The following is a 17377-nucleotide window of genomic DNA, read 5'->3' as shown; positions in this document are numbered from 1 at the left end:
CCTTAACGCTGCTGCGCCATCTTCTCAAGCGTTTCGAGTTGACGCTCGAAGCGCTTTTGTCTTTTGCTCGCCCACACATACCACACTAACATCACAATGCTCATGGCAGTCATAACTATAGCCATCTTCATAATTTTCTCTTGGGTAGGCTCCCCATAAAAATAGCGCTCCACCAGAAAGCCACATCCAAACAACACTGCAGTCCAAGTCGAGTGTTTAGTGATTACAGCAATCTTCACGTTATTCTTAATTTGCTTTATTAGCTGCGTTAGGTGGTCAGCGGTTTGAGTGTCTTTTGAAAATGCAGCCACTCTTCTTAACCATAGCTGATAAACAAGCAGGGGAAGAGCCGTGATCAGCATGAAAACAAACATCGCGTGGGCAACAAAAGTGAACTTTTCCCAAGTAACAACTAGCAAGTAGATCGCTGGGATAAACGCTAAGGAGTCAACCACCATATACCAACGCTGCTTGGTTCGTTCACTGTTTAGGCTGGCTTTTACTTCCGAGAGGTTGATAGTCGTAACTGGCTGAGCTTGCCATAGCGCAGAAAGGCCATCATTTTGCTCATCGTCTACTGATACGGGCGGGTTCGTTTGATTCTCTTTATCTAAATTATGCATGCGGTTGCTCCTGCATGATACTTTGCTTGGCGCGCTTTAATATCACGCCAACATGATTTTTTGTCAGACCACAGACGTCTGCAATTTCATCGTAACTTAAGCCTTCAAGAGAAAGCGTTAGCACTTGTCTTGACTGCAATGGAAGTGCCCGTACCGCGCGCAACAAGCGCTCTAGCGACTGGTGTTGACTAGACATTTCCTCTGGTGAGTGGGTAGTACTCGCGAACCCGTCAGAGCCTAAATCATCGTGGTCATATTGATGGGTATCGAGACGCTTCACTTGATTTGCTACGTGAGTAACTGCGCGGTTATGAGCTATCTTCAAAATATAGGTTTTCACGCTGCTATCGCCCTTAAAGCGAGACAGCCCCTGCCAAACGGCAATAGCAATTTCTTGCAATAATTCTTGCTGCATCGCTTCGTTTGCTTCATAGCTGTTGGCTACACGGCTCAGTATTGCCCCGTATTGCGCAAAAACATCTTCAAAACCCTGCCCCAACGTCACATCCCTAATCACAAAAACTGTTGTTATTTTATTGTGTTACTTCTATCAGTCTGCCCCCACGAATTTTTATTACAAACTTTTTTCGTCAATGCTGTAATTTTTTTAAGCAGCAAACGACTAGTTAAAACAGTAAGTGCAGCAACGTGCGTTTAGGGCCATTTTCCCTAAAAGCCTTCAACCTTGAAATTTGGATTAGGAAAAAATTATGTCTACGTTAAGTATCGTTTTGTTAATTGGTAGCCTGACGTCACTTGTGCTTTTGGCAAGCTACTTAGACGCAAAATTTCAGTGGCGACTAAACGACTGGATGAACGGCGAGTGCAGCAACCCGTTCGTTAAAAGCGTGACCGACAAACAGCAGCAGCGTTTAGAGGAAAAAGATGCGCAGATTGAAGCTTTGATGGCGCGGATCGAAACCCTTGAAACCATTGTTACCGAGCCAGCTTACGAACTGAATAAGAAAATCAACGCGCTTAAATAAACCGTTTTACCAGCTCCTAGCTCGACACCGGTGGGCGACGCATAAAGCGGGGAACTTTCCCCATTGCAATGGCGTTGCCTACCAGCACAATGACCACCCCAACTACAGACAACACGCTCCAGGTATAGCCTTCGAAAAAGGTGGAAATAACCAGTGCAACCATGGGGTATACCAAGACCACATATGCAGCCTTGTCAGCGCCCATTTGCTTTAACAGTTTCATGTATGCGCCAAACGCAAACACAGAGCCAAAGATAGCCAGATAAAGCAGCGACAGATAGAACTCGGTATGGGTAGGAATGACCAACTTACCCGGCATTGCCAATGATGTGATGAAAAGCAGCACCATGGCATAGCTCATGGCATAGAAGTTCATTTGGATAACAGGCGTACCCGAGGTCAAAATACGCTCGGAGATAACGTTACCTGTTGAGGCGCAGAAAAAGCTGACAAACGCTATGGCGAGGCCGGTGGCAAGCGCCGCATCCATGGATACTTTGGAAAACTCAGGCACAAACAAACACACAATACCCAGCAAGCCAAACGTCGCGCCTATAACCACTTCTTTTCTTATCGGCTCTTTGAGCCACCAGCGCCGAAGCACAACGTTGATGTAGATAATGCAAGAACTCATAAGGGCTAACAGCGCGCTAATTATGTGCGCTTGCGCCATATACAGCAGCGTGTAATTTAAGCTGTATAAAAAGAGGCCGACTGCGGCCATTTTCACATGAACATGTATCGGTAGCTTAAGCGGTAAACGCCTAATAACACAGTAAATCCCTAAACAGGCCGACGCCAATAAATAACGCAGCGCAATAGCAAAGGTTTCAGAGGTATGCCCTATTTGGTAAGTGATGGCTATCCAAGTTGAGCCCCAAATCAGGCAGCACAGAGCAAATAAGGTTGCGTTATTCATAACGGTGTTCTAGCCCTGGGAAGCTGATAAACAATAAGATAAGTGGGCAGATAAATGGTCGATAGCACTATCGAGCAGTTTTTGCCTAGCTCCATTACCAATCCACGCATTATGCGGCGTTACCAGCAAGTTAGGTAACGCCTCTTTAAGCAATATATGGTCAACAGGCGGGGGCTCGACACTAAGCACATCTAATCCCGCGCCACCAATTTGGTTGTTTTTAAGCGCATGAAAGAGCGCCTCTTCATCAATCAAACCGCCGCGAGCCGTATTAATGAGAAAAGCGGTTGGCTTCATCAGCGACAACGTCTCGGCATTAATAAGCTTGTCGGTGGCTTCAGTAAGAGGGCAATGAAGACTTACCACATCGGCATTTGGTAAAAGCGATGCAAGACTTGGACGAGGGTCGTCTTGTTTACCTGGGCGAGCAGCGATACTCACCTGCATACCCATAGCCTTGAACAATGCCTCCACACGCTTGCCAAGCTCGCCATGCCCAACAATTACCGCATGCTTACCCGCCAATTCCACCACGGGATGATTGAGTAAGCAGAAGTGAGAAGAAGCAGACCATGCTTGGTTGCGCATATCGCGCTGATAGGGCAAAAAATTGGTGGCCAAATTCAACGCCAAGATCAACGTATGTTGAGCAACGCTGTCAGTGCCATAGCCCTCTACATTTTGAACGGTAATACCAGCCTGCTCGCAGTAATTACGGTCGATATTGTTCATGCCGGTCGCAGTTACACCAATATAGCGAAGCTGACTGGCCTGCTGTAAATCTTTGGCTTGTAGCACGACTTTGTTAACCAGCACAGCATCGGCATTTTTAATGCGCTCAGCAACGTCTTCGGCTTGAGTTTGTTGATGAAGCGTAATTGCGGCGTCGAAATTGTTTTGTACGTCATCGAGTGAAGAGGTATCAAGACTGGGCAAATCCATGGTTTCGGCGTCTAGAAAGACAACCTGCTTTTGTTTGCCGTTGCTCATCGCTTGTGATGCATTGTGTTTCGTCATTTTTGCCATGCTCTACATTACTTCCACAATCGACTCTAACGCTGTTTTCACATTAACAGGAATAGGAATGGCCTTGTCGGTTTTTCTATCTACAAACACATGCACAAATTGGCCATGAGCCACGCGTCGCTTATTCTCTCCGGCATAAACCGATAGACCATAAGTCACTGAACTTCTACCAATTTTGATAACGCGCAAACCTACAAAAATATCTTCAGGATAGGCTGCAGGAGCAATGTACTGACACTGACTGCTCACCACATACGCCACGGTTTGCCCGTTGTGTATATCCAGTCCGCCTTCCTCAATTAAAAAGCGATTCACCGCGGTATCAAAGAAACCATAGTACACGACATTGTTGATATGTCCGTACGCGTCATTGTCTTGCCAACGCGTGGCGATTGTGACTTTGTAAGGGTAGTCGGCAAGTGTAGGTGTGATATCAGTCATGATCGTCCCTTAGTGAATAAATGTATCGCTTTGTTGTTGGCGCAAATAATGAAAATCGATGAACGACTAACGCCAATTAATGTTTAATGCGCGGTAGTCTGTTGCAGCGATTCTTTTGAGTAGCGCTATGAGTAAAGCACCATATCGTCACGGTGAATGGCAACATCCGTTGTTTCATAACCTAACACACTGGCAATTTCTTTCGACTTTTTCCCTTTTATAAGCGTTAAGTCTTTTGCGTTATATAAGCAAAGCCCCTTGGCGATAACTTCGTCTTGGCAAACCACTTCAACAGCGTCGCCTTGTTCAAACAAACCGGTAACATCAACAATACCCGATGGTAGTAAAGACGCGCCTTTTCGCACTAACGCCTCTTTCGCTCCGCTATCCACTGCTATTCTGCCAGCGGTTTTAAGAGTATGGGTAAGCCACAGTCTGCGCGCGCTGGCGGGAGTGCTACTAGCATTGAATAGGGTTCCCGGCACTTTACCTTCAAGTAATGCATCGAAGGTTTCGCCTTTTCGCCCGTTTACAATAAGCGTTTGAATACCGCTACTGGTGCACTTATCTGCCGCTTCAATTTTTGTGCGCATGCCGCCTGTACCTACCGCTGTTCCAGCGCCGCCGGCGAGACCGTAAATGGTGCTGTCTATTTTATCTACCTGTGGAATGAGTGTGGCGTTGGCGTCTTTTCTTGGGTCTGCGGTAAATAAACCGTCAATATCTGAGCAGATAATGAGGGTGTCTGCTTGGGCGACCAGGGCGGTGTATGCACCCAAGTTATCGTTATCACCCACTTTGAGTTCGTTGACAGCTACTGTGTCGTTTTCATTCACAATAGGTAACGCATTGTGATTCAGAATTTCACGCAAGGTATTTTTTATATTTACGTAGCGGGTTCTATCGCGTAGATCATCCGCCGTTAACAATACTTGTGCACAGGGAAAGTCAAAAAAGCGCTGCCAGTTGGCCATCATTAAATTCTGGCCAATCGCAGCCATGGCCTGCTTTTCTGCAATCGATGCGTTGTGGCGAACCTTCACTTTGCTGCGGCCCGCGGCAACACTGCCAGAAGAGACAAGAATAATTTCTTTGCCTGCTTCGCGACTAGCAGTAATAAATCGAGCGAGAGACAGCAAATAACGCCCGCTGCATTCGTTGCCTTCAGGAGCAATGAGCGCACTGCCAACTTTTATAACGGCACGTTGCCAATTAAAACGGTTCATAGGGGAAAGAAAAAAGATAACAAGGGCTTAAGAATACGACAGTTAAAGCGCGAAACAAAACGATCTGTTACAGTTTTTTTGCGTTAAAACATGGTTAGTTTACGGTCAAAAAATTGGATTGTGACAGGCATACTTATATACTAAAGACGGTTATCTTATAACAATTCTAACTTACAAGTTGCAAGGAAACTGCATGAGCACCGCAAAACGACACCTATTCTGGCTAGCGCCAGTGTTGTCTATGTTGATTTCTCTTCCTACGACCGCCGCTATAAAACAAACAAAAGGCGATTTTGAAGATAAATTCCGTCAGCTAGACGAAGTTCTTCCTACTCCAAACGTATACCGTAACGCCGCTGGTGAGCCAGGCCACCAATATTGGCAACAACAAGTAGATTACGATATTGACGTAAAGCTGCTTGAAGACAAACGCCGCATTGAAGCAAGCGAAACCATTACTTACCACAACAACGCGCCAGATACGCTTAAGTACTTGTGGATCCAGCTTGACCAAAACAAATTCCGCGACGATTCAATGTCTGCGCTTACTACCACGTTTGGCGGTATCGGTAACCGCGGGCCAGGTACGCAGGCAGCCGATGGCGACAAGCCAGCTAAGCTAAGCATGGGCGCACTGCGCCGCCAGCAGTTTGTTGACGACAATGAACTAGGCTACACAATTTCTCGCGTTGAAGACAAAGCGGGCAACGATTTACGCCACACAATTGTTGGTACGCTTATGCGTGTTGATTTAGCTAAGCCTCTAAAGCCAGGCGGTAAAGTAACGTTCGATATCGATTTTGCGTTTAACATTGTAGAAGAAGACGCTGTTTCAGCACGTGCAGGTTACGAGCACTTCCCAGATGATGAGCGCGAAGGTGGTAACGACATCTTCTTGCTAGCACAGTGGTTCCCACGCCTGGCTGCCTACACTGACTACGAAGCATGGACCAATAAAGAGTTTATTGGCCGTGGCGAGTTCACGCTAGAATTTGGTAACTACGAAGTAGATATTACTGTTCCTGCTGACCACATCGTATCGTCTACAGGTGTGCTTCAAAACCCGAAAGACGTGTTAACTAAGACACAGCGCGACCGCCTGAAAAAGGCAGAAAAAGCTGATCGCATCGTATTCATCGTTTCACCAGAAGAAGCAATTGAGAACGAAAAAGAAGGCACGACCAAGCTTAAAACCTGGACCTTTAAGGCTGAAAACGTACGTGACTTTGCATGGGCCTCTTCGCGTAAATTTGCGTGGGATGCGCGTGGTTATCAGCAAGGCGGTGACACTCAGCCATTGGTAATGGCCATGTCTTTCTACCCGAAAGAAGGTGGTGAGCTTTGGCAGAAGTATTCAACAGAATCAATCATCCACACCATGGATGTTTATAGCCGTTTTAGTTTCGATTACCCATACCCAGTAGCCCAGTCAGTAAATGGCCCGGTTGGCGGCATGGAATACCCCATGATCACCTTTAACGGTCCGCGTACAGAGCTTCGTGACGATGGTTCGCGCACGTACTCGCTTGCTGAAAAACGCTTCCTTATTGGCGTAGTTATTCACGAAGTAGGTCATATCTATTTCCCTATGACGGTTAACTCTGACGAGCGCCAGTGGACATGGATGGATGAAGGTCTTAATAGCTTCCTAGACGGCGTTGCCGGTCGCGAGTGGGATCCTACGATCCCTTGGGGCGTTGAGCCTCGTGATATCACTGGCTACATGAAGTCTCAGACGCAGGTGCCAATTATGACCCAGTCTGACTCAGTTCTTCGCCTTGGCCCAAATGCCTATACCAAGCCTGCAGTAGCACTTAACATTCTTCGCGAAACTATTCTTGGCCGTGAGCTGTTTGATTTCGCGTTTAAAGAGTACGCGCAGCGTTGGATGTTTAAACGTCCTACACCCTCAGATTTCTTCCGTACTATGGAAGAAGCGTCAGGCGTTGATCTAGACTGGTTCTGGCGTGGTTGGTTTTACACCACAGACCATGTGGATATTAGCCTAGACAGCGTATATAAGCTTCGTTTAGACACTGAAGATCCAGATATCGATTTTGCTCGCGAGCGCGAAGCAGAAATGGAAAAACCGAAGTCACTTACCGATATTCGAAACAAAGAAGAAGGTAAAAAACTTTGGGTAGATCGCTTTGAAGATATCAGTGACTTCTACGACGAAAACGATCGTTACACCGTAACTAACAAAGAGCGTAACAAGTACAAGAAATTCTTGAAAGATCTTGAGCCTTGGGAACGTAAAGCCTTTGAGCGTGCGGTGAAAGAAGACAAAAACTACTACGTGCTTGATTTCAGCAACAAGGGTGGATTGGTGATGCCAATCATTCTTGAGCTAACGTTTGAAGACGGCACAAAAGAAGAAATGCGTATTCCTGCGGAAATCTGGCGTCGTACACCTAAAGCGGTAAGCAAGCTTATTGTTACCGACAAAGAAAAAGAGCTGGTAAGCGTGACGGTTGACCCGCATTGGGAAACAGCAGACGTAGACGTGGAAAACAACCACTACCCCCGTCGTATTATTCCTTCGCGTATTGAAGCGTACAAGAATAAGCCGCGTAACACTTACGAGTACCGCGACCTTATGCATGACTCAAAGACCGAGCTAAAAACCGACGACGAGGACAAAGATGACGAATAAGTTATCTTTGACCCGCTTGCAGCAGAGCGCGCATGCTCTGCTTGCAAGCGTAAGTGCATTCGCAATTACGGCTGCGCTATTAATGAGTGCGATGTCATACAGCACTACCGCCCAAGCGCATCAAATAAAAGCTGCAATTACCACAGTATTGTTCAATCCTAGAACAGAAAATATTGAAGTGATGCACCGCTTTAATTTGCACGATGCTGAACACGCGGTTAAAGCGTTGTTCGACAAGCATGCAGATATTATGGACGACGTAGAAACGCAGCAACAATTCGCTGACTACGTAGCCCAACACTTTGCAATTTTAAATGCGGCAGGCGAATCATTAAAACTTGCTGACGTGGGTTTTGAAGTTGAAGGTAAGCACTTTTGGGTTTACCAAGAAACGGCTGAACCACCCGTATTAGAAGGCATTAAAATTCGTCATGATGCATTGCGTGACTTGTGGCCAAAGCAAGTGAATACGTTAAACGTGGAAGGTAAGGGCGATATTAAGACCCTGACCTTTGCTGATAGCGTTAACTTACTGGAAGTGAGCTTTAAGAGCCAAAATAGCAACCACCACTAATACCTAGCAGTATAAGTTTATGAAAGCCCACCAGCATTCCTTGTCAAACGACAGTGAAAGCTGGTGGGCTTTTTTGTTTACTTGCTTCACGTGGCAATGAAGATAACAGATAGCAACCTTAGCTATTGCCGTCTCTCTTTCGAATGCTGCATTCGTATATAGAAACCGAACACTTAAAACACGCCTTTTTTGCGGGGTGTGAGACCGAAGTCGTATAGTCATTTTGGCATGCATGCTCTACCTTAACTATGGATAAACAGTTACTGAATTCAGTTAATGAGGTACATCATGACCCATAGCGCTGCATCACCGTTGCCTTCACAGGTCAAGAAACCCCAATCAAGAAGTGAGCGTAGTGCACGAAAACTACGCGCATCAAAGGCAGCTCAGTGCGCTGTTCAAGCAGAAAATGCACAGCAAACGCAAGATGCCGATGCAAAGAACGTCAAACAAAACAATGCGTTCGCTGATAAGAAAAATATCATGTGGGTGCTGTTAAGTGGCGCAATGGCGCTAACCTTTGTCGTCATGCTGTTTTTGCCAGATACAGGGATGGGCGGCGGCCTTGTTTCCACCTATTCTGCCATGCTTTGGTGTGGCTTTTTTGGTGCAGCACTTTGGCGTTATAGAGCGACAAGTGGCTGGGCTGGGTTTGCCTATGGAAGCGTAGTTGGGCTAGTACTCCAATTCGCTTCACAGATCATCTAAATATATAGCACTGTGTAAGCCGTAAACTTATTCAGTGCGCCACCTTTTTCTCAAATTTCTGCATTATTCCCCCTTAGTATCTGGTTCTCAGTGAAGCTGTCAGGTCTTATACCTTAAAACCCGATCCAGCCACCTTATTTAAAGGTATAAAAGATTGAGGTACTTTTTAAGTTGTGCTTAAAACAATAAAAATCAGTGTTCCTATTCGTCTTCAATAAAACAGAGAGCCCCCATGGCAGAGAAGCCCAATAAATCCACAGAATCGCTAAACCGTTCCAGTAGAGCAGTGCCATCATCGCGTTTATCGCGCATAGGCCGCTTGGGCTCATTGGCAGGTAGAATTGCGGGTAATGTGGTATCGCAAGGTGCCGGACAACTGCTAAAGGGTGAAAAGCCCGTGTTATCTTCGCTTCTCTTAACGCCAAAAAACATTTCTAACATTGCCGATCAGCTTGCCAGCATGCGCGGCGCAGCCATGAAACTCGGCCAGCTTATTTCAATGGATGCGGGCGACTTTCTCCCCGAAGAACTCGCCGCTATTTTAGGGCGGTTACGGGACGACGCTGACCCCATGCCCAAGGACCAGCTAATAGCTACATTAAATCAGTCTTGGGGCGACAAATGGCAAGATGACTTACTTTACTTTTCCTTTGCCCCTATAGCCGCAGCTTCTATTGGCCAAGTCCATAAAGTCATTACGATGGACGGTCGGATGTTAGCAATAAAAGTGCAGTATCCTGGCGTGAAAAAAAGCATAGATAGCGATGTGGACAACGTAGCTACGCTTATTAAGCTTACTGGCTTGGTACCCAAGTCATTAGATATAGGCCCGCTATTGCAGGAAGCCAAAGCACAGCTTCATCAAGAAGCAGATTATGTGCGCGAAGCTGACATGCTCAACCGTTATCGCACGTTCCTTGAAAATACCGACATCCAATGCAATGGGAGTAAGGCGTTTATCATTCCACAAACCTATGCTCCCCTTACCACCAGTACAGTGTTAGCGATGGATTTCATAGAAGCGCAAGATTTAGATACGCTATTAAACGAGCCGCAGGAAGTCCGAGACGCCGTAATGACTGCGTTATTGACTTTGTTTTTTAATGAAATTTTTCACTTTAAGCTGCTGCAGAGCGACCCTAACTTAGCCAACTATCTGTTTAAACCGAGTACAAAAGAAATCGTATTGCTAGATTTTGGTGCTACCCGGGAGGTGCCTGACGCCATTTCTGACCAGTATCAAGCGTTACTCAACAGTGCCGCAGCCAAAGATAGAGCGATGATGCAGCAAGCTGCGTTTAACATTGGGTTAATTGACGAAAACCATTCTCAAGAGCAAATAAACGCCGTCATAAACATTGGTATGGAGGCATGTGAAGCGATCCGCTGCGAAGGTGCTTATGACTTTGGTCAAAGCGATCTCATTGCAAGGCTTCACGAAAAGGGAATGGCACTAACTATGGAGCACAATTTTTGGCATACGCCGCCAGTAGATGCCCTGTTTATACACAGGAAGCTAGCTGGTTTATTTATGTTGGCTAAACGATTGAAAGCTAAAGTAGATATGCGGAAGGCTGCAGGCACATGGCTGAATCTATAATCTGGACTTTGCTAGCGTGTTAAGCGAGCAAGAAACTACTTATTACGCAACTTATATATCGTTTATATCGGTTTTGCGGTGCAGTACCATGTTTTACTGTGTAAACGTTACGCTGCTACCCTACAGAACGTGATAGAACCCACGTCAAAAAAAGCAAACAGCGCTCTCACAACAGTCTAATAGGGCAAATCCATACTGAACGGCAGCGCCATTTGCTCTTTACTTTTTGGCGGGTTGCCAATCATTTCATCGTAAGGCGTGTCGTGCTTCATTACTGCCTGCAGAACGCGGCAATGCGCGAAGGCCTCGCGTATATGACCAGCACTAAAAAAACGCATTGGCTTATCTTTGTTGTCGTAGAGCATGCCGCTTTGACTGTCGATAGTGAGATACACCAAATAAACATTCATCTCATACGACTGAACTTCCAGATAATCTATCGCGGTAGGCGACTCTTCAATATCCCGAAAATAAAACTTATGCATTTTTCTACCTCATGAATCATGTATGCACCTTGCACGCCCTATATTCTTATTTAGTGACAAAAGCTAGGGCAAAAAAGCTAGTTATATACGTCAGGCAAGGTGCTCAGGTTCATTAGATAATTCTAGCGGAGGTCGGTGGTTTTTGAACCGTACCGCATTTGCCAACACCAGCAAGGATGCAAGAGAGCAGGTACTGTATAGGAATGCCGCCGTTCCCATTCCAGAAGCAATCCATAGTAATGGAAATACCAGTAACCTAGGGCCTTCAACAGCTAAAGCGACTTTCGCTTTAAACAGTATAAAGCCATTTTGTATACCCATTACAATGACGGTTGCCACAGCAATGATCTGATGCTTGTTTGACAAGTTATTGATATTTAGAAGGAGATAAAGCAATACTCCCAGCATGATTAGATGCTGCATAACACTGTAGCGTTTTACTGCTCGGTGTAATTTGGGGTGATACTGTCTAAACTTACTCACGCTAATTATCCTATAAGTGCACATTTAAGTTGAAACGGGGTCGTGAGGCTCGAAATATTCATTAACTGTATAGATAACAACGAGCTAGCATTTGCATTTCAATGACTAATCAACACATTAATACACAAACCTAATTTGTTAAACATTTGTTTTAAAATTATTTTTCTCATTTACATAATATCGAAAGTAAATGAGAAGAAAAAATGGGGGTTTTCCTCTAAATTTGTATAAAAAGAAATCGGAAAGTGACTTTTTTACGTTCAAAAGTGTTTGAAATAAGGAATTTACAATCTAATGGAACATTTCTATTGATTGATTTTCTAAATTTGGGTGTTATCTCTGGTAGTATTACCAAAAGGAAAGTTTTGTAGCGGAGTCATTATGAGCGAATCGTCGGAAAAGAAATCGTTAGGCCCACACTTTATTATTGTAGGCATCCTTCTTGTTGTCATTCTGGCTGTTGTGTTTTGGCCGAGCGACGATGAGCCTGAGCCTGTAGTTACTCCTGAGCCCGAAGTGACTGAACCTGAAGTTACTACACCAGAAGAGCCTGAAGTATTTGAGCCTACTCAGCCAGCCCCAACAGTAGAGCTTGAGGAAAAAGACGAGGTCGAGCCGCTTCCAGAGACCGTTGAACCAGAGCCGGAACCTCTGGATACCAGCGATCCTGCGGTGAAAGCTTCACTTATTGAGAGTTCGTCTGCGAGCGAAGAAACCGTTAACCGCATGCTGGTTGACGAAGGTCTAATTCAACGTTTTGTGGTGTCGGTTACGAATCTAGCAAATGATGAGATGGCGCCCAACCACCAGTTGCTAACGCCACCTGAGCAGAACTTCCGCGTATATTCTCAAGCAGGCAAGCAGTGGATTGATGCAGCAAGCTATAAACGTTATACACCGTATGTAGATATGTTGGAGTCATTCAATAACGAAGCACTGCTTAACATATACGGTATTTATAAAGACGACATTCAGGCGAAGTACGCCGAAATTGGAAGTCCTGGCCAAGATTTCAACAGCGTATTACTAGATGCAATTGATCAGCTTCTTGATACACCTGAAGTACCAGTTCCTGTAGAGGTTTATACCGACTCGGTGGCCTACAAATATGCTGATGATCGATTAGAGAGTTTAAATGAGCCACAGAAACAACTTCTTCGTACTGGGCCAGATAACATGCGTCGAATAAAGGCAAAGCTACGTGAACTAAAAGTATTGGTTGAAGAGCGTGGATCTAACTAGATTTCAGCAACAACTAAAGGGCACGTCTTCAAAAGCGCGCCCTTTGCCTCCTGTTGATCAATGGAACCCAGACTTTTGCGGTGACATTAATCTAACTATAGCGCTTGACGGAAGGTGGTTTTACGAAGGCAGCCCTATAGGACGCGCAAGCTTAGTTCAGCTTTTTGCCTCTGTATTAAAGCGTGAAGGTGATAAGTATTTCTTAGTTACGCCTGTCGAGAAAGTGGGCATCACCGTTGAAGATACTCCCTTTCTTATTACGCAATGGGAAAAGGAAGAGGGTGGTTCTAAGGACAACAGTACCTACGTATTTATCACTCAAACAGGCGACGTTGTTCGGTTAGAACGCGCTGATCAGCTTGAACTCCGGGTTCCACCGAAAGCAGTACAGGACCCTGAAGCGACGCCCATTCCCTACCTCTGTGTTCGCAGAAATCTGTGGGCGAGGCTACATCAAAACACTTACTATCAACTATTAGAACAAGCCAAAGAAGTAACGAACGGATCGTGTACGCAATTTAAGATCCAATCTAACGGCACCCCTTTTGTGTTAGGTGAAATACGTTAAACTCGCTTATCCGCCGTTTTATTCGTTACTTCAATGTTTTACGCTATTGCGCTTTACCAGCTACTCCGTTATTCGTCATCAATAATACGCCATTGATGGCGCTTTGTTTTGCGTTATCGGTGCCCGTGCATTACATTCGATATAGTCTATAAAACAATCAACAAGAAGACCTATATCATGAAAAAGCCTCTGATTACGCTGGCTGTTGCCAGTGCCTTACTCTCATCACCCTTTTCTACTGTAGCCGATACCCTGATACATGCAGGAAAAGTGTTTACTGGTACATCAAACTCTCTTCAAGAAAATGTGACCATTGTGGTTGATGACAATAAGATCAAATCAGTAAACAAAGGGTTTGCTGAAGCACAAGAGGGCGATACTGTCATCGACTTGAAAACATCAACCGTGATGCCTGGCCTGATGGACATGCACGTTCATTTATCGTCTCAACATGGCGGGCCACAAACGTATCTGGAGCGCTTTTCACTTAACGAAGCCGACTATGCACTGCGTGCAGCAAATTACGCAAAAATAACCCTAGATGCAGGTTTCACCACGGTTCGTAACTTAGGTGACGGCTATAACGAAACGGTGGCATTAAGAAATGCTATTAGCAAAGGTTACGCCACCGGCCCACGTATCTACACTGTGGCTAAGTCTATTGCCACTACGGGCGGACACGCCGATCCAAGTAATGGTTTATCTCACTTACTTCGCCCTGATGTAGGCCCAAAGCAAGGGGTAGTTAATGGCGAAGTGGAGGCGCGAGAGGCAGTGCGGGCTCGATATCAAGATGGTGCAGACTTAATAAAAATTACTGCAACCGGCGGCGTATTGAGCGTTGCAAAAAGCGGCCAAAACCCGCAGTTCATGACCGATGAACTAGAAGCAATTGTTGAAACGGCAAAAGACTACGGTATGACAGTGGCAGTGCATGCTCATGGGAAAGAAGGCATGAAGCGGGCTATTGAAGCCGGTGTGGACTCTATTGAACACGGCACTTATATGGACGACGAAATTCGCACATTAATGAAGAAGCACGGCACCTACTATGTGCCAACAATACTGGCAGGAAAGTTCGTGGCAGATAAAGCTAAAATTGATGGTTTCTTTCCAGAGTTAGTACGTCCGAAAGCTGCCGCTATCGGCCCGCTTATCCAAAATACGTTTGAACAAGCGCATAAAGCAGGCGTAAAAATTGCTTTTGGTACAGACAGTGGTGTATCAGCCCACGGCGACAATGCGCAAGAGTTCTCTTTAATGGTTGAAGCGGGTATGAAGCCTGCTGACGCTCTGCTTAGCGCAACAGTGAATAGCGCTAATTTATTGGGCATCAGCGATATTCTTGGCACGCTAGAGAAAGGAAAACTGGCTGATATTATCGCGGTTCAGGGCAACCCGCTTGACGATATATCGCTTATGGAAAGCGTGTCTTTTGTCATGAAAGATGGAGTTGTATACAAGCAATAGAGAAAATTAAGTGGTAGAGACTACATGGAACTAGGTAAAAAGGTTAAGCAGAAGACCAAAAAGCTTGTCGATTCTAAGCATATGTTAAAGGGCATCACTCTTGCCTCATTTTTAGAATCGACCATTGTTCCTATACCACTAGAAGCTGTAATGGTGCCACTAATGCAAGCAAGACGGGAGTCGCTTTGGCAAATTGCATTAATGGCCACCATAGGCTGCGTGATTGGCGCAGTCTTCGGCTATGCCCTCGGCTATTACCTTTTTGACCTTGTTGGCCAGTGGGTTATCGATACCTTTTTTAGCCAAGAACAGTTCGAAAGCGTTAAACAACAAATGCAGAATCAAGGCTTTTGGTTTGTGATGACCCTAGGTATTGCCCCAATTCCTTTTCAAGTTGCGATGCTCGCAGCAGGTGCAACCCAATACTCACTCCCGCTTTTTCTTTTAGCCACTGTTATTGCACGTTCAATTCGCTATTTCGGGCTCGCAGCCGTGGTGTATTACACAGGAGACAAAGCTGAGCAGCTTATTAAGCGCTATAAAATGAAAGCCGTTATTGCTATCACTGCTGCAGTGGTTTTTTTATGGTGGCTTTCAAATTTGATAAGCCAATAAACTTGCCTGTAATAGTGGTTCAGAGCACCTAATAGGCGAGACAAACGATGCCGTTGGTTCACGACAACGTAAATATCAAATCAACCCAATAGATTTTTTGAACTTTACATTTGATAATGATTCTTATTTGCACTAATGTAATAAAAAACAGGAGGTGCTTATATGAATGTTCAGCGACTGTACCCGGTTTATAGAAAGTGGCTACAGCTAAACCCTTCAAACGCGCGACAGCATCGCTATGCTATGCAAGCGCAGACGCAACAGGCTCATCAACAGGGTAAATTGGATTACGCTAGAGAATTAGGTTACCAGACCTTTGAAGCGGCGAAGGTTATCCTTAACGCGCTGCAGCCCACATCATCGCAAAAGGTTAGCGTGGTACAAGAGGACGTACTCGCGTTCTCTACTATGGGAATGTACTTATCTACCCTACTTGCTGAAGAACATAGAAAACGAGAATCTCATGCGATTTTGCAGGAATGCCAGCAACAGCTCATTGCTATATTGCCCCTGCACGCCACAAATCCTTCCGTGTGCAGATTGATAACGTCCATTCAGCATACCCTTGAGCAAACTTATGTCCCCCAAGCAAGTAAACAGCTTGCCTCTTTTGCCGTGCATTAAATACTTTAGATAAAGGAGATAGTTATGGCGTCGAAACAAATTTCAAGCGAAGACGGCTTTGTCTCACTAAACGTCAGAGCATCTGTACTTCAAAAAATGCTTAATGGAGAAGTCTTGCACATGACAGATATTCACTGTACCTGTGCAAATAGCAAACGCATGTTGCAAAAGCTTCTCCTTCAAGCTGTAACAGAGAGTTCGGAGCGCTAACTCAGCACTAAGATTAAAGGAAATAGCAAAACGGAACGTAACTTGATAGGCAAATTATTAACTTAACATTTTATTTTGCAATCAAGCTATGAGAGGACACCGTGGAACCTTCGTCTAAATGGAAAGAGATAACCGCTAGAGCGGGATATAGTGCCAAAACCGTCATGTACGTTATGCTTGGTGTCTTCATTCTAACATCTGTATTTACTGCGCTTAACCGTGAAAAAGCCTCTCAGTCCAATGTCTTTCTTACACTTAAAGAACAACCACTCGGGCAGATCTTATTAAGCATTCTTGTTATTGGACTAGCGTGTTATGCCTGTTGGCGTTGGTTGCAGATTTTTATTACTGATAAATCGGACGACGAAAACACCTTCGTTTACATCATCAATCAGCTTTTCTATTTTGTATCGGGCGCAATTTATTTTATTGCTGCTTATGCAGGGGGTAAAACCTTATTAGAAGTACAAAGTAGCGCTTCATCTCAAGGTAGTGGAAAGAAGCTGAGTGAATTTCTAATGCAATACGAATGGGGGCTGTTGCTTGTGGCCGCAATTGGGCTTTGCATCATAATATTTGCCGTTGTGCAGTTCAAACATGCTTACACTGCAGACTTTTTAAAGAAGTTTTCACTACACGCTTTAAATCAGCGCATTAGAAAAAGTGTGAAAGTAACTGGTCGCCTGGGGTATACCGCAAGAGGGGTCGTTTATTCCTTAGTAGGTGGATTTTTTATCCTTGCCGCCATATTAAGTAACCCATCACAAGCAGGTGGATTACAAAAAGCACTAGAAACCTTAATGAAGCAGCCCTTCGGCCCTTATCTCATTGCCGCAATAGGCGCAGGCTTTGTTATGTTCGGCCTTTATTGTGCGCTAGAAGCAAAATACAGAAAAGTAGAGTAGAGACTTAAAAAAAGGC

Annotated in this window: 20 protein-coding genes; 12 read left to right on the top strand and 8 right to left on the bottom strand. The window is 45.1% G+C overall.

Annotated features, from left to right (window positions below):
* Positions 1-2: 2 nt before the first annotated feature.
* Together AC27KT_RS02500 and AC27KT_RS02495 are read right to left on the bottom strand one after the other, a co-directional pair.
* Positions 3-623 (bottom strand): hypothetical protein, encoded by a 621-nt coding sequence (locus tag AC27KT_RS02500; RefSeq protein WP_487127105.1) that lies wholly within the window; start codon positions 621-623, stop codon positions 3-5.
* Positions 616-1122: an RNA polymerase sigma factor gene (locus AC27KT_RS02495; RefSeq protein WP_014980752.1), complete on the bottom strand. Its 507-nt coding sequence runs from the start codon at positions 1120-1122 to the stop codon at positions 616-618. The genes AC27KT_RS02500 and AC27KT_RS02495 overlap by 8 nt, the downstream gene beginning before the upstream one ends.
* Positions 1123-1333: 211 nt before the next feature.
* On the opposite strand from AC27KT_RS02495, the gene AC27KT_RS02490 reads away from it, so the two are divergent.
* The gene (locus tag AC27KT_RS02490) at positions 1334-1609 is read left to right on the top strand and encodes a hypothetical protein (protein ID WP_014951413.1); all 276 of its coding nucleotides are present in this window, start codon (positions 1334-1336) and stop codon (positions 1607-1609) included.
* Positions 1610-1625: 16 nt separating this feature from the next.
* On the opposite strand, the gene AC27KT_RS02485 is transcribed toward AC27KT_RS02490, so the two are convergent.
* From AC27KT_RS02485 to proB, 4 genes are all read right to left on the bottom strand, one after another.
* Entirely contained in the window at positions 1626-2528 is a 903-nt protein-coding gene (locus tag AC27KT_RS02485; RefSeq protein WP_487127103.1) for a DMT family transporter, read from the bottom strand.
* A 9-nt stretch (positions 2529-2537) separates the two neighbouring features.
* Positions 2538-3554, bottom strand: a complete 1017-nt coding sequence (locus AC27KT_RS02480) for a D-2-hydroxyacid dehydrogenase (RefSeq protein WP_487127101.1) — start codon at positions 3552-3554, stop codon at positions 2538-2540.
* 3 nt (positions 3555-3557) lie between these two features.
* Positions 3558-3995: an acyl-CoA thioesterase gene (locus AC27KT_RS02475; RefSeq protein ID WP_168463697.1), complete on the bottom strand. Its 438-nt coding sequence runs from the start codon at positions 3993-3995 to the stop codon at positions 3558-3560.
* 125 nt (positions 3996-4120) lie between these two features.
* Positions 4121-5221, bottom strand: a complete 1101-nt coding sequence (gene proB, locus AC27KT_RS02470) for a glutamate 5-kinase (RefSeq protein ID WP_487127099.1) — start codon at positions 5219-5221, stop codon at positions 4121-4123.
* Positions 5222-5414: 193 nt separating this feature from the next.
* Between proB and AC27KT_RS02465 the strand changes: the two genes are divergently transcribed.
* The 4 genes from AC27KT_RS02465 to AC27KT_RS02450 all read left to right on the top strand — a co-directional run bounded on the left by AC27KT_RS02465 (position 5415) and on the right by AC27KT_RS02450 (position 10759).
* Positions 5415-7877, top strand: a complete 2463-nt coding sequence (locus tag AC27KT_RS02465; protein WP_487127097.1) for a M1 family metallopeptidase — start codon at positions 5415-5417, stop codon at positions 7875-7877.
* The gene (locus AC27KT_RS02460; RefSeq protein ID WP_487127095.1) at positions 7867-8451 is read left to right on the top strand and encodes a DUF6702 family protein; all 585 of its coding nucleotides are present in this window, start codon (positions 7867-7869) and stop codon (positions 8449-8451) included. The genes AC27KT_RS02465 and AC27KT_RS02460 overlap by 11 nt, the downstream gene beginning before the upstream one ends.
* A 288-nt stretch (positions 8452-8739) precedes the next feature.
* Positions 8740-9159, top strand: coding sequence for a hypothetical protein (locus AC27KT_RS02455; RefSeq protein WP_487127093.1), 420 nt, complete (start codon positions 8740-8742; stop codon positions 9157-9159).
* Positions 9160-9391: 232 nt separating this feature from the next.
* A complete protein-coding gene (locus tag AC27KT_RS02450) occupies positions 9392-10759 on the top strand; it encodes an ABC1 kinase family protein (protein ID WP_487127091.1) in 1368 nt (455 codons plus the stop codon).
* Positions 10760-10935: 176 nt separating this feature from the next.
* On the opposite strand, the gene AC27KT_RS02445 is transcribed toward AC27KT_RS02450, so the two are convergent.
* Both AC27KT_RS02445 and AC27KT_RS02440 read right to left on the bottom strand, forming a co-directional pair.
* Positions 10936-11244: a DUF6482 family protein gene (locus AC27KT_RS02445; RefSeq protein WP_487127089.1), complete on the bottom strand. Its 309-nt coding sequence runs from the start codon at positions 11242-11244 to the stop codon at positions 10936-10938.
* A 90-nt stretch (positions 11245-11334) separates the two neighbouring features.
* Positions 11335-11727 carry a hypothetical protein gene (locus AC27KT_RS02440; RefSeq protein WP_487127087.1) on the bottom strand — a complete coding sequence of 131 codons (393 nt, stop codon included), beginning with the start codon at positions 11725-11727 and terminating at the stop codon, positions 11335-11337.
* A gap of 381 nt (positions 11728-12108) precedes the next feature.
* Here AC27KT_RS02440 and AC27KT_RS02435 point away from each other — a divergent pair, with 381 nt between their 5' ends.
* The 7 genes from AC27KT_RS02435 (at position 12109) to AC27KT_RS02405 (ending at position 17361) form a co-directional block, all read left to right on the top strand.
* Positions 12109-12969: a DUF3014 domain-containing protein gene (locus AC27KT_RS02435; RefSeq protein WP_487127085.1), complete on the top strand. Its 861-nt coding sequence runs from the start codon at positions 12109-12111 to the stop codon at positions 12967-12969.
* The gene (locus AC27KT_RS02430) at positions 12956-13537 is read left to right on the top strand and encodes a DUF1285 domain-containing protein (RefSeq protein WP_487127083.1); all 582 of its coding nucleotides are present in this window, start codon (positions 12956-12958) and stop codon (positions 13535-13537) included. Before AC27KT_RS02435 ends, AC27KT_RS02430 begins: the two co-directional genes overlap by 14 nt.
* A 177-nt stretch (positions 13538-13714) precedes the next feature.
* The gene (locus AC27KT_RS02425) at positions 13715-15007 is read left to right on the top strand and encodes an amidohydrolase family protein (RefSeq protein ID WP_487127081.1); all 1293 of its coding nucleotides are present in this window, start codon (positions 13715-13717) and stop codon (positions 15005-15007) included.
* A gap of 24 nt (positions 15008-15031) precedes the next feature.
* On the top strand, positions 15032-15622 hold the full coding sequence (locus AC27KT_RS02420; RefSeq protein ID WP_487127079.1) for a YqaA family protein: 591 nt from the start codon (positions 15032-15034) through the stop codon (positions 15620-15622).
* A 162-nt stretch (positions 15623-15784) separates the two neighbouring features.
* Positions 15785-16246, top strand: coding sequence for a hypothetical protein (locus AC27KT_RS02415; RefSeq protein WP_487127077.1), 462 nt, complete (start codon positions 15785-15787; stop codon positions 16244-16246).
* Positions 16247-16270: 24 nt separating this feature from the next.
* Positions 16271-16456, top strand: coding sequence for a hypothetical protein (locus AC27KT_RS02410; RefSeq protein WP_334038564.1), 186 nt, complete (start codon positions 16271-16273; stop codon positions 16454-16456).
* 101 nt (positions 16457-16557) lie between these two features.
* Complete coding sequence (locus tag AC27KT_RS02405; RefSeq protein WP_487127075.1) at positions 16558-17361, top strand: DUF1206 domain-containing protein; 804 nt, start codon at positions 16558-16560, stop codon at positions 17359-17361.
* The last annotated feature ends 16 nt before the right edge of the window (positions 17362-17377 follow it).

The organism is Alteromonas sp. 5NW40-0090, assembly GCF_057552975.1.
The sequence above is the reverse complement of the archived record's forward strand: the minus strand, read 5'-3'. Positions and strand labels throughout refer to the sequence as shown.

Excerpts from the sequence above, each read along its gene's own strand:
- AC27KT_RS02500 (WP_487127105.1), bottom strand. The coding sequence starts at position 623 with ATGCATAATTTAGATAAAGAGAATCAAACGAACCCGCCCGTATCAGTA.
- AC27KT_RS02485 (WP_487127103.1), bottom strand. The coding sequence starts at position 2,528 with ATGAATAACGCAACCTTATTTGCTCTGTGCTGCCTGATTTGGGGCTCA.
- proB (WP_487127099.1), bottom strand. The coding sequence starts at position 5,221 with ATGAACCGTTTTAATTGGCAACGTGCCGTTATAAAAGTTGGCAGTGCG.
- AC27KT_RS02475 (WP_168463697.1), bottom strand. The coding sequence starts at position 3,995 with ATGACTGATATCACACCTACACTTGCCGACTACCCTTACAAAGTCACA.
- AC27KT_RS02420 (WP_487127079.1), top strand. The coding sequence starts at position 15,032 with ATGGAACTAGGTAAAAAGGTTAAGCAGAAGACCAAAAAGCTTGTCGAT.
- AC27KT_RS02455 (WP_487127093.1), top strand. The coding sequence starts at position 8,740 with ATGACCCATAGCGCTGCATCACCGTTGCCTTCACAGGTCAAGAAACCC.
- AC27KT_RS02450 (WP_487127091.1), top strand. The coding sequence starts at position 9,392 with ATGGCAGAGAAGCCCAATAAATCCACAGAATCGCTAAACCGTTCCAGT.
- AC27KT_RS02480 (WP_487127101.1), bottom strand. The coding sequence starts at position 3,554 with ATGGCAAAAATGACGAAACACAATGCATCACAAGCGATGAGCAACGGC.
- AC27KT_RS02490 (WP_014951413.1), top strand. The coding sequence starts at position 1,334 with ATGTCTACGTTAAGTATCGTTTTGTTAATTGGTAGCCTGACGTCACTT.
- AC27KT_RS02425 (WP_487127081.1), top strand. The coding sequence starts at position 13,715 with ATGAAAAAGCCTCTGATTACGCTGGCTGTTGCCAGTGCCTTACTCTCA.
- AC27KT_RS02460 (WP_487127095.1), top strand. The coding sequence starts at position 7,867 with ATGACGAATAAGTTATCTTTGACCCGCTTGCAGCAGAGCGCGCATGCT.
- AC27KT_RS02415 (WP_487127077.1), top strand. The coding sequence starts at position 15,785 with ATGAATGTTCAGCGACTGTACCCGGTTTATAGAAAGTGGCTACAGCTA.
- AC27KT_RS02435 (WP_487127085.1), top strand. The coding sequence starts at position 12,109 with ATGAGCGAATCGTCGGAAAAGAAATCGTTAGGCCCACACTTTATTATT.
- AC27KT_RS02465 (WP_487127097.1), top strand. The coding sequence starts at position 5,415 with ATGAGCACCGCAAAACGACACCTATTCTGGCTAGCGCCAGTGTTGTCT.
- AC27KT_RS02445 (WP_487127089.1), bottom strand. The coding sequence starts at position 11,244 with ATGCATAAGTTTTATTTTCGGGATATTGAAGAGTCGCCTACCGCGATA.
- AC27KT_RS02410 (WP_334038564.1), top strand. The coding sequence starts at position 16,271 with ATGGCGTCGAAACAAATTTCAAGCGAAGACGGCTTTGTCTCACTAAAC.